Origin of the sequence: Pantoea phosphatilytica (genome assembly GCF_051025615.1) — a bacterium.
In the GTDB taxonomy this organism is placed as follows: Bacteria; Pseudomonadota; Gammaproteobacteria; order Enterobacterales; family Enterobacteriaceae; genus Pantoea.
In genome coordinates this window covers 1,882,738-1,900,250 of sequence record NZ_JBPFDF010000001.1, presented here as the reverse complement: position 1 = coordinate 1,900,250, position 17,513 = coordinate 1,882,738, and the positions used below count along the sequence as shown (strand labels likewise).

Below are 17,513 nucleotides of genomic sequence, written 5' to 3'. Positions count from 1 at the left end.
TGAACGATGGGTAGACCTTTTTCATCCGCACAGGGAGATTGGAATGAATTTTCGCCTGACCAGCCTGGCTGTTGCCAGCGTCCTTCTGGTGGGTTGTGCCAGTTCAAAGCCGGCGAATAGCGATCCTGCTGAACGCAGCGATCCGTTCGAAGGCTTTAACCGCACGATGTTTAACTTTAACTACAACGTGCTGGACCCCTATCTGCTGCGTCCGGTAGCGGTGGCCTGGCGTGACTATGTGCCGGTCCCGGCGCGTACCGGCCTGAGCAACTTCCTGGGCAACCTTGAGGAGCCAGCCAGCATGGTCAACGCCATTCTGGTAGGGGATGGACGCGATGCGGGCATTCACTTTACCCGTTTCTTCCTGAACAGCGTGCTGGGTCTGGGCGGTTTCATCGACGTTGCCGGTAAAGCGAACCCGGCGCTGGCGCGTGAAGAGCCGCACCGTTTCGGGACCACGCTCGGCCACTATGGCGTCGGCTATGGCCCCTACGTCGAACTGCCTGCGTACGGCAGCTTCACGGTCCGTCAGGATGGCGGCGACTACGTGGATACGCTCTATCCGATCCTCGGCTGGCTCACCTGGCCGATGTCGATCGGTAAGTGGACGCTTGAAGGGATTGAGTCCCGTGCGCAGCTGCTGGATTCCGATGGCATCCTGAAACAGCAGCGCGACCCTTATGCCTTTATCCGCAACGCCTACTTCCAGCGTCACGACTTCCTGGCGCGCGGCGGTAAGCTGAAGCCGGAAGATAATCCTAACGCGGCGGCGATTCAGGATGACCTGAAGGATATCGACGCGCCGTAGTTGCAGGCGAGCAGGCTGCGGATCCGGTATGCGATCCGCAGCCATAAAAAAAAGGGCGACTCATCCGGGTCGCCCTTTTTTTCATGCCGTCTGTCAGAACTTATAGTTAAAGTTTGCGCCGTAGAGCCACGCCTTACCTTCAGAGGTAAAGGTATAGGGGCCTTCTTTCACCGTCACTTTCTGTCCATGCATGTAAGAGATGCCTACATCCACCGAGGCATCATCGTTAAAGGCATAGGAGGTCCCGGCGCTCAGCCACAGACGATCCTGGTCGGGAATGGAGATGGAACGCTTGTCGGCGGGCACCGGACTGTCGTCAAACGCGATACCGGTGCGGAAAGTCCAGTTTTTGTCGTAGGAGTAGGTGGTGCCCAGCGCGATGCGGTAGGCATCGTGGAAGCTCTCATCTTTATAGAACAGCGTCTGGCCATTCGATCCGGTCGCTTTCAGCTCCTGGAACTGACTCCAGCTGGTGTACGCCATGCTGTAGTGCACTGCCCACTGCGGTGCCACTTTATGCCAGCCCGACACTTCCCACATCTCAGGCAGATTCAGGGTCAACGCACCCGGAACGGTGGTGCCGCTGGTGCCATAAGGGATGCCGGTCACGGTCGGATTGTTCACCGCATTCAGGCGCGATGAGAGGCTGCTCTTATAATCGCCATCGAAATCGACTTTGACTTCTGAACGGTAGGTAAAGCCGAAGCGGTTATTCTCATCCACTTCATACAGGACACCGGCGTTCCAGCCGTAGCCCCACTCGTCGCCTTTCAGATGGGCCACCTGCGTGTCTGCCGGTACGCCCAGTCTCGCGCCGGATTCACCCGCATAACGTTCAATTTTAGCTTTTGCATAGACCGCATCAAAACCGACGCCCACGCTGAAATGTTCATTTAACCGGTAGGCGGTGCTCAGATTGAAGTTGCCGGTGACCAGGTCGGTCTTGCCGCCATAGCCGCCTGCGGTGTAACCATTATTAAACTCTGTTGCTAAGCCGTAGTTAGAGGTGGCTGACGCCCCGATCCACCACTGATCGTTAATAGGCTGAACGTAATGAATATTCGGCACCCACTGATTCGGGGCAATATTATTCGCATCCAGGCTGCGTCCGCTGGGACTGCGACCACTGATATTGACGTCCGGCGCAATATACACCGCACCGATAGAAAACTCGGGGCGATCCATTAACGCCATGGTTGCCGGGTTACGGCTGGCGGAGGCTGCCGTATCACCCATTGCCCCTTCGCCTGAATATGCGCGACCTAAACCAATCGAAGAGAACTCATTTAACTGAAACCCAGCTGCGTAAACGTGTGAAGAGACAAGCGCCACTGCAGCCGCCACGGCTGACTTTGCAAACAGGTTTTTATGGTTCATGACCACAACCTCATGTGAATTATTATTTAACGCTATAACGTCGCGTAACAAAGGACGGCGGATTGTAGGGACTGACGTAAAGCGCACATATCAGACCAGTGCGGAGAGTATAGGTCCGACCTGTGTGCAAGTTGCAATATTGTTTTTAAAATATTTCAGGTTTGATCGTTTAAAAGTCGATCTGCATAACAAAACTGACCTGATTCTGCACAGCATACCGATTCCAGTTTGTTCTGGATCAATTTCTATTGTGATATTCGTCACTTAGCGCCAGGCGCGTGGCACATCCTCAGGCAAGCGGGTAAAATTTCGGCCATAAAATCGCTCAACCACCCGATTGCGGGTCAGGAGAATGAAATGACTGATGCCATTAAAAAATGCAGTGCGAATGAAACCGCCGCCTGCTGTTGTGTCGATGTGGGTACGGTGATGGATAACACCGATTGCACCGCCAGCTGGTCTGAGTGGTTTGCCAGCCGCGCGGAAGCGGACGCTAAATTAGCGCAGCTGACCCGGCGCGCCCGCGAGGTAGAGTCGGAACCCTGTGTCATTGCAGCCCGCTTCAGCGACGTGAATCAGGGCGTGCAGCTCGACATCGATTTCACGTTCAGCTGCCAGGCAGAAACCCTGATTTTCCAGCTCGGTTTGCGCTAAATCCCCCGACGCCGCGTCACTGCGGCGTTTTTCATTTTCGTGTTTCTCTTCGCACTTTTTCCTTTCCGGTATTGGCGGCTCACCCGCTTGTGGTTAACACTGATCAGGTCAGACCTCTTCAGGCAATGATGCCACAGTCCCAGCCACAGGTGAGAACAATGAGCAAAGCGCAGCCGCTGCTGACGCGCGATGGTGAACGCATCGCAATAACCCACGGGTTACGCACCCCTTTCCTGCGCCAGGCGACCGGCTTTCATGGCATCCCCGCCATTGAGCTGGGGCGAATGGTGGTCAGCGAATTAATGGCGCGCAGTGAGCTGCCGCCGGAGGTTATCGAACAGCTGGTCTTTGGTCAGGTGGTGCAGATGCCGGAAGCGCCAAACATTGCGCGCGAGATTGTCCTGAGCAGCGGGCTCGGCGTGCAGACCGATGCTTACAGCGTCAGTCGCGCCTGCGCCACCAGTTTTCAGGCGGTTGCCAACGTGGCGGAGAGCCTGATGGCGGGCACCATCTCGGCGGGCATCGCCGGTGGCGCGGACTCCTCGTCCGTGCTGCCTATTGGCGTCAGCAAAACCCTGGCGCGTGCGCTGGTGGATCTCAACAAAGCCCGCAGCGTCGGACAAAAACTGCAGATCCTGCGCCGTCTGCGCCCGCGCGATCTGCTGCCGGTGCCGCCCGCCGTGGCGGAGTACTCCACCGGGCTGCGGATGGGCGACACGGCAGAGCAGATGGCGAAAAGTCACGGCATTACGCGGCAAGCCCAGGATGCGCTGGCGCTGCGTTCTCATCAGCGTGCCGCCCGAGCCTGGCAATCCGGCGTTCTGCAGCAGGAGGTGATGGCAGCCTTTGTGCCGCCGTGGAAAAGCGCCATCGATCAGGACAACAATGTGCGCATGGACGCGAAAGCTGAAGATTACGCCCGGCTGCGTCCGGCGTTTGACCGTCAGCACGGCAGCGTCACCGCCGCCAACAGCACGCCGCTGACCGATGGTGCGGCCGCGGTGATTCTGATGCGCGAAGGCCGCGCCCGGGAGCTGGGCCTCAGCCCGCTGGGCTATCTGCGCAGCTACGCCTTTACGGCAATTGATGTCCAACAGGATATGTTGCTGGGGCCTGCGTATGCCTCGCCGCTGGCGCTGGATCGGGCCGGGGTCACGCTGGATGATCTGACGCTGATTGATATGCATGAAGCTTTTGCAGCCCAGACGCTGAGTAACCTGCAGCTGTTCCGCGATGAGCGCTTTGCCCGGGAGGTGCTGAATCGTCCGCATGCGCTGGGCGAAGTAAATGAAGAGCGCTTCAACGTGCTGGGCGGATCGATTGCCTATGGTCATCCGTTTGCCGCGACGGGCGCGCGCATGATCACGCAGACGCTGAACGAACTCCGGCGGCGCGGCGGCGGGCTGGGACTGGTCACGGCCTGCGCGGCGGGTGGTCTGGGTGCGGCAATGGTTCTGGAGGCCGAATAATGGAGCAGAAAGCGTTTCATCTGACGATGCGCGGCGATCACGTCGGCATCATTACTATTGATGTTCCCGGCGAGAAGATGAACACCCTGAAAGCGGAATTTGCCGCAGAGATCACGGCCATTATTGCGGAGGCGCGGCGCGATCCGCAGCTGGCGGGGCTGGTGCTGATCTCCGGTAAAACGGACAACTTTATCGCTGGCGCAGACATCAACATGATCGACCGCTGCCAGAGTGCGCAGGAAGCCGAAGCGCTGGCAAAGCAGGGCCAGGAGGTGATGGCCGCCCTGGATGCGCTGCCGTTTCCGGTGGTCGCGGCGATTCACGGCGCCTGTCTCGGTGGCGGCCTGGAACTGGCGCTGGCGTGCGATGCGCGCATCTGCTCGCTGGATGATAAAACCCGGCTCGGGCTGCCGGAAGTACAGCTCGGCCTGCTGCCGGGGTCAGGCGGTACCCAGCGATTGCCGCGGTTGATCGGCGTCCGGCAGGCGCTGCCGCTGATCCTGACCGGCAAAAGCGTGCGGGCGAAGCAGGCGCGCAGGCTGGGGATCGTTGACGACGCCGTGCCCCGGTCGATTCTGCTGGAAACCGCCATCGCCAGGGTAAAGAAAGGCAAGGTCAGCGGACGAGCGCTGCCGCTGCGTGACCGTCTGCTGCAGGGTCCAGCCGGTCGTCAGGCGCTGTTCACGCTGGCGGCCCGCCAGACGGCCGCGAAAACCCAGGGTAACTATCCGGCGGCACAGCGCATCATCGATGTAGTGCGCACCGGGCTGGCGCAGGGCAGCCGGGCCGGTCACGAGGCGGAAGCGCGCGCCTTCGGTGAACTGGCGATGACGCCCGAATCAGTCGCACTGCGCGGGATTTTCTTCGCCACGACCGCCATGAAAAAGGAGCGGGGCGGAGAGGCGGAACCCGCCAGCGTCAGACATGTTGCGGTGCTTGGCGGCGGTCTGATGGGCGGCGGTATCGCCAGCGTCACCGCCATCCACGCCGGCTTGCCGGTGCGCATCAAAGATATCAGCCTGGAAGGGGTTAACCACGCGCTGAAAAGCAGCTGGGAACTGCTGAGCAAAAAGGTCAGGCGACGTCAGATTACTCCGGCACAGCGTCAGCAGCAGATGGCCCGCATTACCGGCGGCATCGATTATCAGGGCTTTGCCCGGCGCGATGTGGTGATCGAAGCCGTCTTTGAGGATCTGGCGCTGAAGCAGCAGATGGTTCGCGAAGTGGAAGCACACTGCCAGCCCCATACGCTGTTTGCCTCCAACACCTCCTCGCTGCCGATTGCGGAGATCGCCGCAGGTGCGCAGCGCCCGGAGAATGTGATCGGGCTGCACTACTTCAGTCCGGTAGAGAAGATGCCGCTGGTGGAGGTGATCCCCCATCTCAATACCTCCACCGCGACGCTGGTGACCACGGTGGCGCTGGCGCGCAGCCAGGGCAAAACGCCTGTTGTGGTGGCGGACAAGCCTGGCTTTTATGTTAACCGTATCCTGACGCCCTACATCAATGAGGCGATGCGTTGTCTGCTGGAAGGGGAGCCGATCGACCATATCGATCGCGCGCTGGTGAAGGCCGGGTTCCCGGTAGGGCCGCTGCAGTTGCTGGATGAGGTCGGTATCGACGTTGGCAGTAAAATCAGCCCGATTCTGGAGCAGGCTTACGGTGAACGCTTTGCCGCGCCCGCCGCGTTTGATGCGGTGCTGAAGGATGGGCGCAAAGGCCGTAAAAACCGCAAAGGCTTCTATCGCTATGACCAGCCTCGCTGGCAGCGTAAAAAACCTGATGCTTCGCTCTATGCGCTGCTGAAGGTGACGCCGCAGGCCCGTCAGAGCGAAGCGGAGATTGCGGAACGCTGCCTGATGATGATGCTCAATGAGGCGGCTCGCTGTCTTGATGAACAGGTGATTCGCTGTGCCCGCGATGGGGATATTGGCGCGGTGTTTGGCATCGGTTTTCCGCCTTTCCTGGGCGGTCCGTTCCACTACATCGACCGGCTGGGGGCGGCAGAAGTTGTTAACCGATTAACCCGGCTTACGCAGCGTTATGGCGACCGGTTTATCCCCTGTGACGCGCTGATTCAGGCGGCCAGAAAATAGACGAAATTTTACATTTCTGCTGAAAGTGGAATAACCAACCCAATTCAGCGGGTTAGAAATGCGCCGCCAGAGTGTGCGGCGCAGCATGATTCTGAGAAGTGCTTATTTAATAAACAACCGGTTGACTATACTGAAGTCATTAGGGTAAAACACAGCGTTCACTCGCAGAGTGAAGAGTCAGGCGCGACGCGCCGGGCGATATCGACAAACAACAGCGGTGCTTTATGCAAGTTTTTATCATGCGTCACGGCGATGCGGCTCTGGAAGCAGCCAGTGATTCTGTCAGGCCTTTAACCTTATGTGGCTGCGATGAATCCCGTCAGATGGCTCACTGGCTGAACAGCCAGACGCCGGAAATTGAGCGTGTCCTGGTGAGTCCCTATTTACGCGCGCAGCAGACGCTCGCTACCGTGCGTGAAGCCTTCTCCCTGCCTGAAAATCAGGATGTGCTGCCGGAGTTAACGCCGGGTGGCGATCCCGAACGCGTCGGCTGCTATCTGCAGATGCTGGCGAACGAAGGCGTGAAATCGGCTCTGGTGATCTCACACCTGCCGCTGGTTGGCTATTTAGTCTCTGAGCTCTGCCCGCAGGAAGCACCGCCGATGTTTGCCACGTCTGCGATCGCCTGCGTAGAGTTTGACCCTGCAGAGCATGCCGGCAAACTGCTCTGGCAGGTCAGTCCGAAAAAGCTGGCCAAAGCTATCTGATCCCGCCGGGCCGCTAACACCGGCCCTCTTCTCAAGGCAACACGGGCGGTTGCCACTCCTCAATTTCAATCAGCACCAGCAGCGCGGCGTCGCCGCCGAACAGTTTCGGTGCCTGATGAAAAGCCATCACCCACGGATGCTGGGCCAGCCAGAGCGGCGTCTGCTGCTTCAGAATATGTTTTCCATGACCGGTCATAACGCTGGCGCAGAACAGATGTTCACGGCGGCAGGCGGCGATCAGAGCGCCCAGCTCCTGCTTGGCCTGCTGCTGTGTCAGGCCGTGCAGGTCGAGGAAAATTTCCGGCGTGTAGTCGCCGCGACGCAGTTTTTTCAGCTCAAAGTGGCTGACGTCGGCGCGCACATAGCGGGTTGCGCCTTCGGTCGACAGCAGCGGCTGAAACTCATCCGAGAAGTAGTGGCTGTTGTCCGCCTGCTCTGAAAGCAGACGTTTTATCGGCACCTGGCGCGTTTTTACTGGCGCTTTATGGACAAAAGTGTCCTGTTTTAACTGACGCGTGCCAGTCATTAACTGGCGAAACAGCGCCTGATCATCCGGGCTTAAGGGCGTTTTTTTACTCATGGCAGGTCAGTCATATCAGAAAAGGCTGTCACACAGCAGAGCCGATACCTTACCGTTAAGTATGATTAATTGTCAGCTTTTTCACCTCGCTGCGCTGAATTCTCTCCGGCTTCATGGCACACTACTGGCCGATTTAGCAAAAGGCCTGCGGAGGGCTACGTGGACAAAATTTTCGTCGATGAGGCAGTGAACGAACTGCACACTATTCAGGACATGCTGCGCTGGGCGGTCAGCCGCTTTTCCGCTGCCGGAATCTGGTACGGGCATGGCACAGATAACCCCTGGGACGAAGCCGTTCAACTGGTCCTGCCGTCACTCTGGCTGCCGCTGGATATTCCTGAAGATATGCGCAATGCGCGTCTGACCGCCAGCGAACGTCTCTTAATCGTTGAACGCGTGATCCGTCGCGTCAACGAGCGCATCCCGGTCGCCTATCTGACCAACAAAGCCTGGTTCTGCGGCCACGAATTTTTTGTGGATGAGCGCGTGCTGGTGCCGCGTTCACCCATCGGCGAACTGATAGAGAACCGCTTTGCCGGTCTGGTCAGCACACCACCACGTCATATTCTTGATATGTGTACCGGCAGCGGCTGTATCGCGATCGCCTGCGCCTACGCCTTCCCGGAAGCGGAAGTCGATGCGGTTGATATCTCGACCGGTGCGCTGGCGGTGGCCGAGCAGAACATCGAAGAGCATGGCCTTATCCATCAGGTTACGCCAATCCGCGCCGACCTGTTCCGTGAACTGCCGCCGCTGAAATATGATCTGATCGTCACCAATCCGCCTTATGTGGATGCGGAAGATATGGACGATCTGCCGAACGAATATCGCCACGAGCCGGAGCTTGGTCTGGCGGCCGGCAGCGACGGCCTGAAGCTGGTGCGCCGCATTCTGGCCTGCGCGCCTGACTACCTCAGCGAGCAGGGCGTTCTGGTCTGCGAAGTGGGTAACAGCATGGTGCACATGATCGAGCAGTATCCTGATGTGCCGTTCACCTGGCTGGAATTCGACAACGGCGGGGATGGTGTCTTTACCCTGACGCGCCAGCAGATCGTCGACGCACAACACCATTTCTCTTTTTACAAAGACTAAAAGTGGGGCGACGCCTCGCCCGCCGAACTCTGACAAGGAAACAGCATGGCCGGAAACAGCATCGGGCAATTTTTTCGAGTAACCACCTTTGGCGAATCCCACGGTCTGGCGCTGGGCTGTATCGTTGACGGCGTGCCGCCGGGCATTCCGCTGACGGAAGCCGATATCCAGCACGATCTCGATCGTCGTCGTCCTGGCACCTCCCGCTACACCACACAGCGCCGCGAGCCGGATCAGGTGAAAATTTTGTCGGGTGTTTTTGAAGGGGTCACCACCGGCACCTCCATCGGCCTGCTGATTGAGAACACCGATCAGCGGTCGCAGGATTACGGTGCCATTAAAGATCTCTTCCGTCCGGGCCATGCTGATTACACCTACGAACAGAAATATGGTCAGCGCGACTATCGTGGCGGTGGCCGCTCGTCAGCGCGCGAAACCGCGATGCGCGTGGCGGCGGGGGCGATTGCCAAAAAGTATCTGCAGATGAAGCATGGCGTGGTGGTGCGCGGCTATCTGGCGCAGATCGGTGACGTCGCCTGCGAGCTGAAGGACTGGAGCATTGTTGAACAGAACCCGTTCTTCTGCCCGGATGCCGACAAGCTGGAGGCGCTGGATGAGTTGATGCGTGGCCTGAAAAAAGAGGGCGACTCCATTGGCGCAAAAGTCACGGTGATGGCGGACAACGTGCCGCCGGGCCTGGGCGAGCCGGTGTTTGACCGTCTGGATGCCGATCTGGCGCATGCGCTGATGAGCATCAATGCGGTGAAAGGGGTCGAAATCGGTGACGGTTTTGCCGTCGTGAACCAGCGCGGCAGCCAGCATCGCGACGAAATCCGCCGCGAGGGTTTCCAGAGTAACCATGCGGGCGGCATTCTGGGCGGCATCAGCAGTGGCCAGACCATCAGCGCCAACCTGGCGATGAAACCGACCTCCAGCATCACCGTACCGGGCAAAACCATTACCCGTGACGGCGAAGAGGTGGAGATGATCACCAAAGGCCGCCACGATCCCTGCGTCGGGATCCGCGCTGTGCCGATCGCCGAGGCGATGATGGCGATCGTCCTGATGGATCATCTGCTGCGCCAGCGGGCGCAGAACGGTGACGTCAACAGCACCGTGCCGCGCTGGTGATGGGATGAAGAGACTCCTGCTTATCCTGAGCGCGCTGCTGGTCAGCGCCTCCAGCCTGGCAGCCACGCCGTGGCAGCGTATTCAGCAGCCTATCAGCGGCGCACCGCAGTCCATCGGTGGCTTCGCCAACGGCTGCATTGTCGGCGCCGAGGCGTTGCCGCTCAATTCGCCTCACTATCAGGTGATGCGTCAGGATCAGCGTCGCTATTTCGGTCATCCCGATCTGATTCAGTTTATTCAGCGACTCAGTAACCAGGTGCACAACCTGCAGCTGGGCAATGTGCTGATCGGCGATATGGGGATGGCAGCAGGTGGCCGCTTCAGCAGCGGTCACGCCAGCCACCAGACCGGGCTCGACGTCGATATCTGGCTGCAGCTGCCGAAAACCAGCTGGAGCGCACAGCAACTGCTGAAGCCGCAGCCGCTGGATCTGGTGGGGCCGGGCGATCGCAATGTGATTGCCCGCCACTGGCAGCCGGAAATCGATAGCCTGATCAAACTGGCTGCGAAAGATGATGAAGTCACACGCATTTTCGTCAATCCGGCGATCAAAAAGCAGCTGTGTGCCGATGCCGGAAGCGACCGGGCATGGCTGCGAAAAGTGCGTCCGTGGTTCGCTCATCGCGCCCATATGCATGTGCGGCTGCGCTGCCCGGCGGGCAGTCCCGGCTGTGAAGAGCAGCCAGAACCGCCTGTGGGTGACGGCTGTGGTGCCGAGTTGCAGAGCTGGTTCCTGCCGAAGCAGCCAGGTTCCGGTGCGCCCGTGAAACGCGAGCCGCCACCGCTTCCGCCTGCCTGTCAGGCCCTGCTAGATAAACATCTACTGTAAGGGATTCCATGGATTGGTTTGTGGTCAGCCCGCTGCTGGTCGGGCTGCTGTTTTTAATCGCTATGCTCGCCGGTTTTATCGATTCCATCGCGGGTGGCGGCGGGTTACTGACCGTGCCTTCGCTGCTGGCTGCGGGTCTCTCTCCGGCTCAGGCGCTGGCGACCAATAAACTGCAGTCGGTTGGCGGATCGTTCTCCGCCAGCCTCTATTTTGTCCGGCGCGGTGCCGTCAAACTCAATGAGCAGTGGCTGAACATCGCCATGACGCTGCTGGGCTCGGTGCTGGGGGCAATCCTGATCCAGCGCCTGCAGGCTGATTTCCTGCGCCAGATGCTGCCGCTGTTTTTAATCGCTATCGGCCTGTGGTTCCTGCTGATGCCCCGCCTGGGGGAAGTGGATCAGACGCGCCGCCTGCACGGCCTTGCCTATGCGCTGGTCGGCGGCGGGGCGATTGGATTTTACGACGGATTTTTCGGACCCGGAGCAGGCTCCTTCTATGCGCTGGCGTTTGTCACGCTCTGCGGCTACAACCTCGCCAAAGCGACTGCCCATGCCAAGGTGCTTAACTTCACCTCCAACGTGGGCAGCCTGCTGTTCTTTATGTTTGGCGGCAAAGTTGTCTGGGGAACCGGTCTGATTATGATGCTCGGTGCGTTCTGTGGCGCACGCATGGGCGCCCGGCTGGTGCTGAGCCGCGGACAGAAACTGATCCGCCCGATGGTGGTGATTGTCTCCGCCGTCATGAGCATGAAATTATTGTGGGACAGCCACGGCAGCGCCGTTATGGCCTGGCTTGCCACGCTGCAATCGTAACTTTTCGCGTGATACCGTCATGAACCCGACCCATCATTACGAACAGCTGATTACGCTGTTCGATCGCTGCTTCAGCGATGAATTTCAGACCCGTCTAATTAAAGGCGACGATGAACCCATCTATCTTCCCGCTGACGAAACGTCGCCGTGGAACCGGGTGGTCTTCGCCCACGGCTTTTACGCCAGCGCCCTGCATGAAATCTCTCACTGGTGCATCGCCGGGGAAGCCCGTCGCAGGCTGGTCGATTTTGGCTACTGGTATTGCCCGGATGGCCGCGATGCACAGACGCAGAGCCAGTTTGAAGCGGTCGAAGTGAAGCCGCAGGCGCTGGAGTGGATGTTTTGTACCGCGGCAGGCTTTCCCTTCAACGTGAGTTGTGACAATCTCGATGGAGATTGTGAGCCGGATCGCATTGCGTTTCAGCGTAAGGTACATGCTCAGGTGATGAGTTATCTGGCGTCGGGCATTCCCGCTCGTCCCGCGCGTTTTATTACCGCCCTGGCGGAATTTTATGGCAGACCGCCATTAACCGCGTCACAGTTTCCCTGGCCGGACGATCTGTGATGCAGCAAGGCATGATTAAAAGAGGAATTGAGATGATCGCAGAATTTGAAGCGCGTATTCTGGCCCTGATTGACGACATGGTTGATCATGCCAGCGACGATGAGCTGTTCGCCAGCGGTTATCTGCGCGGGCACCTGACTCTGGCGGTCGCGGAAGTCGAGCAGCTGGATGAACACACCCCGGAGGCGCTGCAGATCCAGGTGTCACGCAGCCTGCAAAATGCCATTGCCGCCGGTGAACTCTCGCCGCGCGACCAGGCCCTGGTCGTCGGCATGTGGGATAACCTGTTCGTTCAGGCTCGTCAGATTTCCGCGTAAATCGTGTCGGGCGGCGTGCCGCCCGATGCGTCTGTCAGACTGCTTTTCCCTTCAGTAATTTTCTGACCCAGTAACGATTCGGATTGAGCGCCGCCAATGTCGCAGCATCCAGCGGCTGCGGTTCGCCCGCCAACTGGGCTGCCAGCACTTCGGCCACCAGCGGTGCACTGCACAGGCCGCGTGAACCCAGCGCGCCAGCGATAAACAAGCCCGGCAGATCGGGTGCCTCAGCGACCTCACCGCCGCTGGCCAGTGTAGCCTGCAGGTCGGCATACTGCGCCAGCGTCGCCGCATAATCGGGTACGCTGCCCACCATCGGCAGGTGATCGCGCGATGCGCAGCGCACGCCCATTCTCGCTTCGCCGTCACTGACATCGACGGTTCTGGCCCACTCGCCGTCCGGCAGACAACGCACCAGGCGACTGCGGTTCTCCTGCTGATCCGCTTCGCGATAATCGGTGGCCGTCTCGCCCCGACGGTAGCTGGCACCAATGCAGTGCGTTCCAAACTGCGGGCTGACAGGCGTCAGATAGCCGTCGTAGCAGAGCACCGTCTGCAGCGCATCGAGGCCCGGCGTAGAAGGAACGTGGCTGACCTGACCGGCCACCGCATAGGTCGGCAGCGGGGCGCTTTGGATAAAGTCAGCAATCGTGTGACCGTTCGTCAGCACGACGCTGGTGTGGCGAACCGCCGGACGATCGCGGAAGGTCAGCGTCCACTGTTCATCTTCGCGTGAAAGCGCCTCGACACGGTGCAGCCAGTGAATGCGCAGACCCTGGGTTTCGCCCCAGGCCAGCATCGCTGTGGTCAGTTCAGCCGGTGAGAGCCAGCCGCCCTGCGGATAGAAAATACCCTCATGACCATGTTTAACATTCGCCAGCCTTTCTGCCTCAGCGACATCGACACGATGGGCGATCGTCTCAGGCAGCCCCATCGACAGCATCTGATCGATCTTTTTACGGCTCTTCTCATCCCAGCCCAGCTGTAGCACGCCGCTCCAGGCGTGTTCATAGCTGACGTTCAGCTGGTCATAGCACCGCCGGGCGAAGCCAAAGGCCGCCGGAAAGAAGGTCGCCAGGGCTGGATCGTGCTGGTTAAGAAGCGGATAGAGCGCCCCCTGACGGTTGCCGGAGGCACCCAGTGCAGGCGCTTCATCGGCACAATAGAGCGTCACCCGCCAGCCACGACGCAGCAGCGCCAGCGCCAGGGTGGCACTGGCAACGCCACCGCCAATCAGGGCCACCTCGCGCTGTTCAGCGGCGCGACGGTGATACCACGGCTGCGGGCAGCGCAGTAAAGGCGCATCCTGCAGTGTGCCGCACAGCATCTCCCGCTTGGGGCCAAATCCTTTGCGACGGATAACCTCAAAGCCCGCCTGCTGCAGCCCGCGCCGCACAAAACCGGCGGCGGTGAAGGTAGCAAAGGTCGCCTGCGGCCGCGTCAGCCTTGCCATCATGCCGAACAGCTCTGGCGTCCACATATCGGGGTTCTTCGAGGGGGCAAACCCATCCAGGAACCAGGCATCCACCTGGCGATGCAGACTTTCATCCAGCTGATCCCTCAGCGCGTTTATATCCCCCAGCCAGAGATCCAGCGTGACGCGGCCGCCATCAAACAGCAGCCGCTGACAGCCGGGCAGGGCGGCAGGCCACTGCGCCTGCAGCGCCCCGGCCCAGTGTGCCAGTTCAGGCCAGTGCTGATGGGCCGCCGCCAGATCGGCGCGGGTCAGGGGGAATTTTTCAAAGCTGATAAAATGCAGCCGTCGGAGGGTGGCATCCGGCTGTTCACGCTGGAAGGTGTCAAACGCCTGCCACAGTGTCAGAAAATTGAGGCCGGTGCCGAATCCGCTTTCCGCCACGATCAGCAGGTCGCGTGGATGCGCAGCAAAACGTTGGGGAAAACCGTTCCCGCCGAGGAAGACATAGCGCGTCTCCTCCAGACCGTTGTCATTGGAGAAATAGACGTCATCAAACGCTCGGGAAACAGGTGTACCCTGTTCATTCCAGTTTAGCTGTGCATGTTCAACCGGGGTTAATTTCACGGCAAAGGCTCATTTTTCAGGCAGTGGCGCGATTCTAACGACCCGCGTGACATGACGCAAATTTACAAAAGGAAATAGCTGATCGGACTTGTTCGGCGTACAAGTGTACGCTAGAGTGCATGCCAATTAAGAAGAAGTGGATGAGGAAGATTGAATGAAACGTGCTGTGATTACTGGCTTAGGGATCGTTTCCAGTATTGGTAATAACCAGCAGGAAGTGCTGTCATCTCTGCGTGAAGGACGCTCTGGCATCACCTTTTCTGAAGAGATGAAAGATTCCGGCATGCGTAGTCACGTCTGGGGTAACGTTAAATTAGATACCACCGGCCTCATCGATCGCAAAGTTGTGCGTTTTATGAGTGATGCGTCCATCTATGCTTATCTCTCCATGGAAGAAGCGATTAAAGATTCCGGCCTCAGCGCTGAAATGTATCAGAGCAACCCGCGCGTGGGTCTGATTGCAGGTTCAGGCGGCGGTTCGCCACGTTTTCAGGTCTTTGGTGCCGACGCCATGCGCAGCCCGCGTGGTCTGAAAGCCGTGGGTCCCTATGTCGTGACTAAGGCGATGGCTTCCGGTGTCTCTGCCTGCCTCGCCACGCCATTTAAAATTCATGGCGTAAACTACTCGATCAGCTCCGCCTGTGCCACCTCTGCGCACTGCATCGGTAACGCGGTTGAGCAGATTCAGCTGGGCAAACAGGATATCGTTTTTGCCGGTGGCGGCGAAGAGCTGTGCTGGGAAATGGCCTGTGAGTTTGATGCGATGGGCGCACTCTCTACCCGCTACAACGACACGCCAGAAAAAGCGTCACGCACCTATGATAACGAGCGCGACGGCTTTGTTATCGCCGGTGGCGGTGGCATGGTTGTGGTTGAAGAGCTGGAGCATGCGCTGGCCCGTGGTGCGCACATCTATGCCGAAATCGTCGGTTACGGTGCAACCTCCGACGGTGCAGACATGGTTGCGCCGTCAGGCGAAGGCGCAGTGCGCTGTATGAAGATGGCGATGAACGGTGTGGATACCCCAATCGACTATCTGAACAGTCACGGCACCTCCACGCCGGTGGGTGACGTGAAAGAGCTGGGTGCCATCCGTGAAGTGTTCGGCGACAACACGCCATACATCTCTGCAACCAAAGCTATGACCGGTCACTCACTGGGTGCGGCGGGCGTGCAGGAGGCGATCTACTCACTGCTGATGCTGGAACATGGCTTTATCGCGCCAAGCATCAACATCAGTTCACTCGATGCGGCGGCGGAAGGCATGAATATCGTCACCCAGCCGATGGAAAAAGAGCTGACCACGGTGATGTCCAACAGCTTCGGCTTCGGTGGCACCAACGCTACGCTGACCATGCGTAAATATCAGGCGTAATCGTTACGTCAGGACAGAGAAGGGCCGGCCTGCCGGCCCTTTTTATTTGCCCGCCGCCGCGCGCTTCGCTGTCACATTGACGTTTCACCTGGCGTAGGGCGCATCCGTCTGAACGCTCCCTCCCCGCACCTGTTTCACGCTCCGCCTTAACCCGCCTGCAGCAGCTCTGACAATTTTTCGCATCCTGCCACGATCTCGTCCGGCGTCAGCGCCGCAAAGCCCAGGATCCAGCCCTGCTGGGGCATGGGCCCGGCATAGAGCGGGCTCAGACGCGGCAGCAGCAGACCCCGTTGTGCCGCCAGCGCCGTGAGTCGCACCTCCTCCTTTGGTGCCTGCTGCTGAAGTTTCACCGTGACCTGCAGGCCGCCGCCGCTGGCCATCGGGGTGAGCCAGGGTGACAGCCGCTGCGTAATCTGCGCCAGCAGAAGATCCCGACGACTGTGATAGAGCTGCCGCATCAGCCGCAGATGGCTGGCGAAGTGTCCCTGTTGCAGAAAAGCGGCGGTGATCGCCTGTGACAGCAGGGCACTGTGGCCGTCCAGCACGCTGCGCGCCTGGCCGAGAGGGGTAATCAGCGCGGGCGGAACCACCATCCAGGCCAGCCGCAATGAAGGAAACAGCGACTTAGAAAAGGTGCCCAGCGTGATCACCCGCTGACAGCGATCCAGGCCCTGTAGCGCCGGAATGGGACGTTCGTCGTAATGAAATTCGCTGTCATAATCGTCCTCGATCAGCCAGCTCTGGTGGCGCTGCGCCCACGCCAGCCACGCCAGACGTCGTGGCAGGCTCAGCGTGACGCCCGTGGGATAGTGATGCGAGGGGGTCAGGTACATCAGCTTTGCGCTGTCGCTGGCGGGCAGGGCACCTTCAGCGTCCACCTCAATGCCGCGCACCTGCGCGCCTGCGGCCAGAAACGCATTGCGGGCGCCGGGATAACCGGGCTCCTCCATCCACACCTCATCACCCGGATCGACCAGCATCATAGCCAGCAGCTGTAGTGCCTGCTGCGAACTGGTTAGAATGATGACCTGCTCCGGCTGGCACACGACGCCCCTGGCAAGCGACAGATAATCGGCGAGGGCGCTGCGCAGCGGCAGATAGCCGCACGGGTCGCCATACCCCATGGCAGCACTGCCCAGGCTGCGCTGCACGCTGCTGGTTAACCGCCGCCAGAGATCGTGAGGAAACGCGCGCAACTCCGGCGAACCGGCGGCAAACGCATGGGGAAAAGGGGGATCCTGACAGCCGCCGGTCGCCAGCACCTGCCGGCCTCGCGCCGAGAACCGGGCAGGCTGAGGGCGGACCGGCGACGACGGCGGGCTGACGGGAACGGTAATGGCAACAAAGGTGCCACGGCCTGTCTCGCGTCGCAGATAGCCTTCACTCTCCAGCTGCCCGTAAGCCGCCTCCACCGTGACGCGGGAGAGTCGCAGGTCCTGCGCCAGCTGTCGGCTGGAAGGCAACTGCTGCCCGGCGTGCAGATGGTGACGGTGGATTGCCAGCCGCAGTGTGGCGCAGAGACGTTCCCGCACGCCGCCGCTCGTCTGATGCTGAAAAAGCTGTAACAGCGGAGAGCTCATATGGGTCTTATACCTGATGGGGAATGGGTATCAGAAAGCAGTCCAATTTGCCCTAAACTGGTCGTTCACCACAACAGGAG

Annotated in this window: 16 protein-coding genes; 12 read left to right on the top strand and 4 right to left on the bottom strand. The window is 59.6% G+C overall.

Annotated features, from left to right (window positions below):
* Positions 1-43 precede the first annotated feature (43 nt).
* The gene (gene mlaA / locus ACR6AS_RS09090) at positions 44-808 is read left to right on the top strand and encodes a phospholipid-binding lipoprotein MlaA (RefSeq protein WP_111141419.1); all 765 of its coding nucleotides are present in this window, start codon (positions 44-46) and stop codon (positions 806-808) included.
* A 93-nt stretch (positions 809-901) separates the two neighbouring features.
* Here the strand turns inward: mlaA and fadL are convergent, their stop codons facing one another.
* Positions 902-2,185, bottom strand: a complete 1,284-nt coding sequence (gene fadL, locus ACR6AS_RS09085; RefSeq protein ID WP_111141418.1) for a long-chain fatty acid transporter FadL — start codon at positions 2,183-2,185, stop codon at positions 902-904.
* Between the two features lie 357 nt (positions 2,186-2,542).
* Here fadL and ACR6AS_RS09080 point away from each other — a divergent pair, with 357 nt between their 5' ends.
* The 4 genes from ACR6AS_RS09080 to sixA all read left to right on the top strand — a co-directional run bounded on the left by ACR6AS_RS09080 (position 2,543) and on the right by sixA (position 7,111).
* Positions 2,543-2,839, top strand: a complete 297-nt coding sequence (locus tag ACR6AS_RS09080) for a YfcZ/YiiS family protein (RefSeq protein WP_111141417.1) — start codon at positions 2,543-2,545, stop codon at positions 2,837-2,839.
* A gap of 158 nt (positions 2,840-2,997) precedes the next feature.
* Positions 2,998-4,308 carry an acetyl-CoA C-acyltransferase FadI gene (gene fadI / locus ACR6AS_RS09075; protein ID WP_434161805.1) on the top strand — a complete coding sequence of 437 codons (1,311 nt, stop codon included), beginning with the start codon at positions 2,998-3,000 and terminating at the stop codon, positions 4,306-4,308.
* Positions 4,308-6,404 carry a fatty acid oxidation complex subunit alpha FadJ gene (gene fadJ, locus ACR6AS_RS09070; protein ID WP_434161804.1) on the top strand — a complete coding sequence of 699 codons (2,097 nt, stop codon included), beginning with the start codon at positions 4,308-4,310 and terminating at the stop codon, positions 6,402-6,404. The genes fadI and fadJ overlap by 1 nt, the downstream gene beginning before the upstream one ends.
* A gap of 224 nt (positions 6,405-6,628) precedes the next feature.
* Positions 6,629-7,111: a phosphohistidine phosphatase SixA gene (sixA, locus tag ACR6AS_RS09065; RefSeq protein ID WP_111141414.1), complete on the top strand. Its 483-nt coding sequence runs from the start codon at positions 6,629-6,631 to the stop codon at positions 7,109-7,111.
* Positions 7,112-7,142: 31 nt separating this feature from the next.
* Here sixA and smrB read toward each other — a convergent pair whose 3' ends face one another.
* On the bottom strand, positions 7,143-7,691 hold the full coding sequence (gene smrB, locus ACR6AS_RS09060; protein WP_111141413.1) for an endonuclease SmrB: 549 nt from the start codon (positions 7,689-7,691) through the stop codon (positions 7,143-7,145).
* 159 nt (positions 7,692-7,850) lie between these two features.
* Here smrB and prmB point away from each other — a divergent pair, with 159 nt between their 5' ends.
* Genes prmB through ACR6AS_RS09030 form a run of 6 tightly spaced genes read left to right on the top strand, consistent with a single transcriptional unit; the run spans position 7,851 to position 12,437 of the window.
* Positions 7,851-8,783 (top strand): 50S ribosomal protein L3 N(5)-glutamine methyltransferase, encoded by a 933-nt coding sequence (gene prmB, locus ACR6AS_RS09055; RefSeq protein WP_111141412.1) that lies wholly within the window; start codon positions 7,851-7,853, stop codon positions 8,781-8,783.
* Between the two features lie 45 nt (positions 8,784-8,828).
* A complete protein-coding gene (aroC, locus tag ACR6AS_RS09050; protein ID WP_111141411.1) occupies positions 8,829-9,914 on the top strand; it encodes a chorismate synthase in 1,086 nt (361 codons plus the stop codon).
* Between the two features lie 4 nt (positions 9,915-9,918).
* On the top strand, positions 9,919-10,743 hold the full coding sequence (gene mepA / locus ACR6AS_RS09045) for a penicillin-insensitive murein endopeptidase (protein ID WP_434161802.1): 825 nt from the start codon (positions 9,919-9,921) through the stop codon (positions 10,741-10,743).
* A gap of 8 nt (positions 10,744-10,751) precedes the next feature.
* Positions 10,752-11,555 carry a sulfite exporter TauE/SafE family protein gene (locus ACR6AS_RS09040; RefSeq protein ID WP_111141409.1) on the top strand — a complete coding sequence of 268 codons (804 nt, stop codon included), beginning with the start codon at positions 10,752-10,754 and terminating at the stop codon, positions 11,553-11,555.
* 19 nt (positions 11,556-11,574) lie between these two features.
* Positions 11,575-12,120, top strand: a complete 546-nt coding sequence (locus ACR6AS_RS09035) for an elongation factor P hydroxylase (protein ID WP_367395663.1) — start codon at positions 11,575-11,577, stop codon at positions 12,118-12,120.
* 32 nt (positions 12,121-12,152) lie between these two features.
* On the top strand, positions 12,153-12,437 hold the full coding sequence (locus tag ACR6AS_RS09030; protein WP_111141407.1) for a YfcL family protein: 285 nt from the start codon (positions 12,153-12,155) through the stop codon (positions 12,435-12,437).
* A 34-nt stretch (positions 12,438-12,471) separates the two neighbouring features.
* Here ACR6AS_RS09030 and mnmC read toward each other — a convergent pair whose 3' ends face one another.
* Complete coding sequence (mnmC, locus tag ACR6AS_RS09025; protein WP_293772048.1) at positions 12,472-14,478, bottom strand: bifunctional tRNA (5-methylaminomethyl-2-thiouridine)(34)-methyltransferase MnmC2/FAD-dependent 5-carboxymethylaminomethyl-2-thiouridine(34) oxidoreductase MnmC1; 2,007 nt, start codon at positions 14,476-14,478, stop codon at positions 12,472-12,474.
* Between the two features lie 154 nt (positions 14,479-14,632).
* On the opposite strand from mnmC, the gene fabB reads away from it, so the two are divergent.
* Entirely contained in the window at positions 14,633-15,853 is a 1,221-nt protein-coding gene (fabB, locus tag ACR6AS_RS09020) for a beta-ketoacyl-ACP synthase I (protein WP_111140438.1), read from the top strand.
* A 146-nt stretch (positions 15,854-15,999) separates the two neighbouring features.
* Here fabB and pdxR read toward each other — a convergent pair whose 3' ends face one another.
* Positions 16,000-17,433, bottom strand: a complete 1,434-nt coding sequence (gene pdxR / locus ACR6AS_RS09015) for a MocR-like pyridoxine biosynthesis transcription factor PdxR (protein WP_434161799.1) — start codon at positions 17,431-17,433, stop codon at positions 16,000-16,002.
* Between the last annotated feature and the right edge of the window lie 80 nt (positions 17,434-17,513).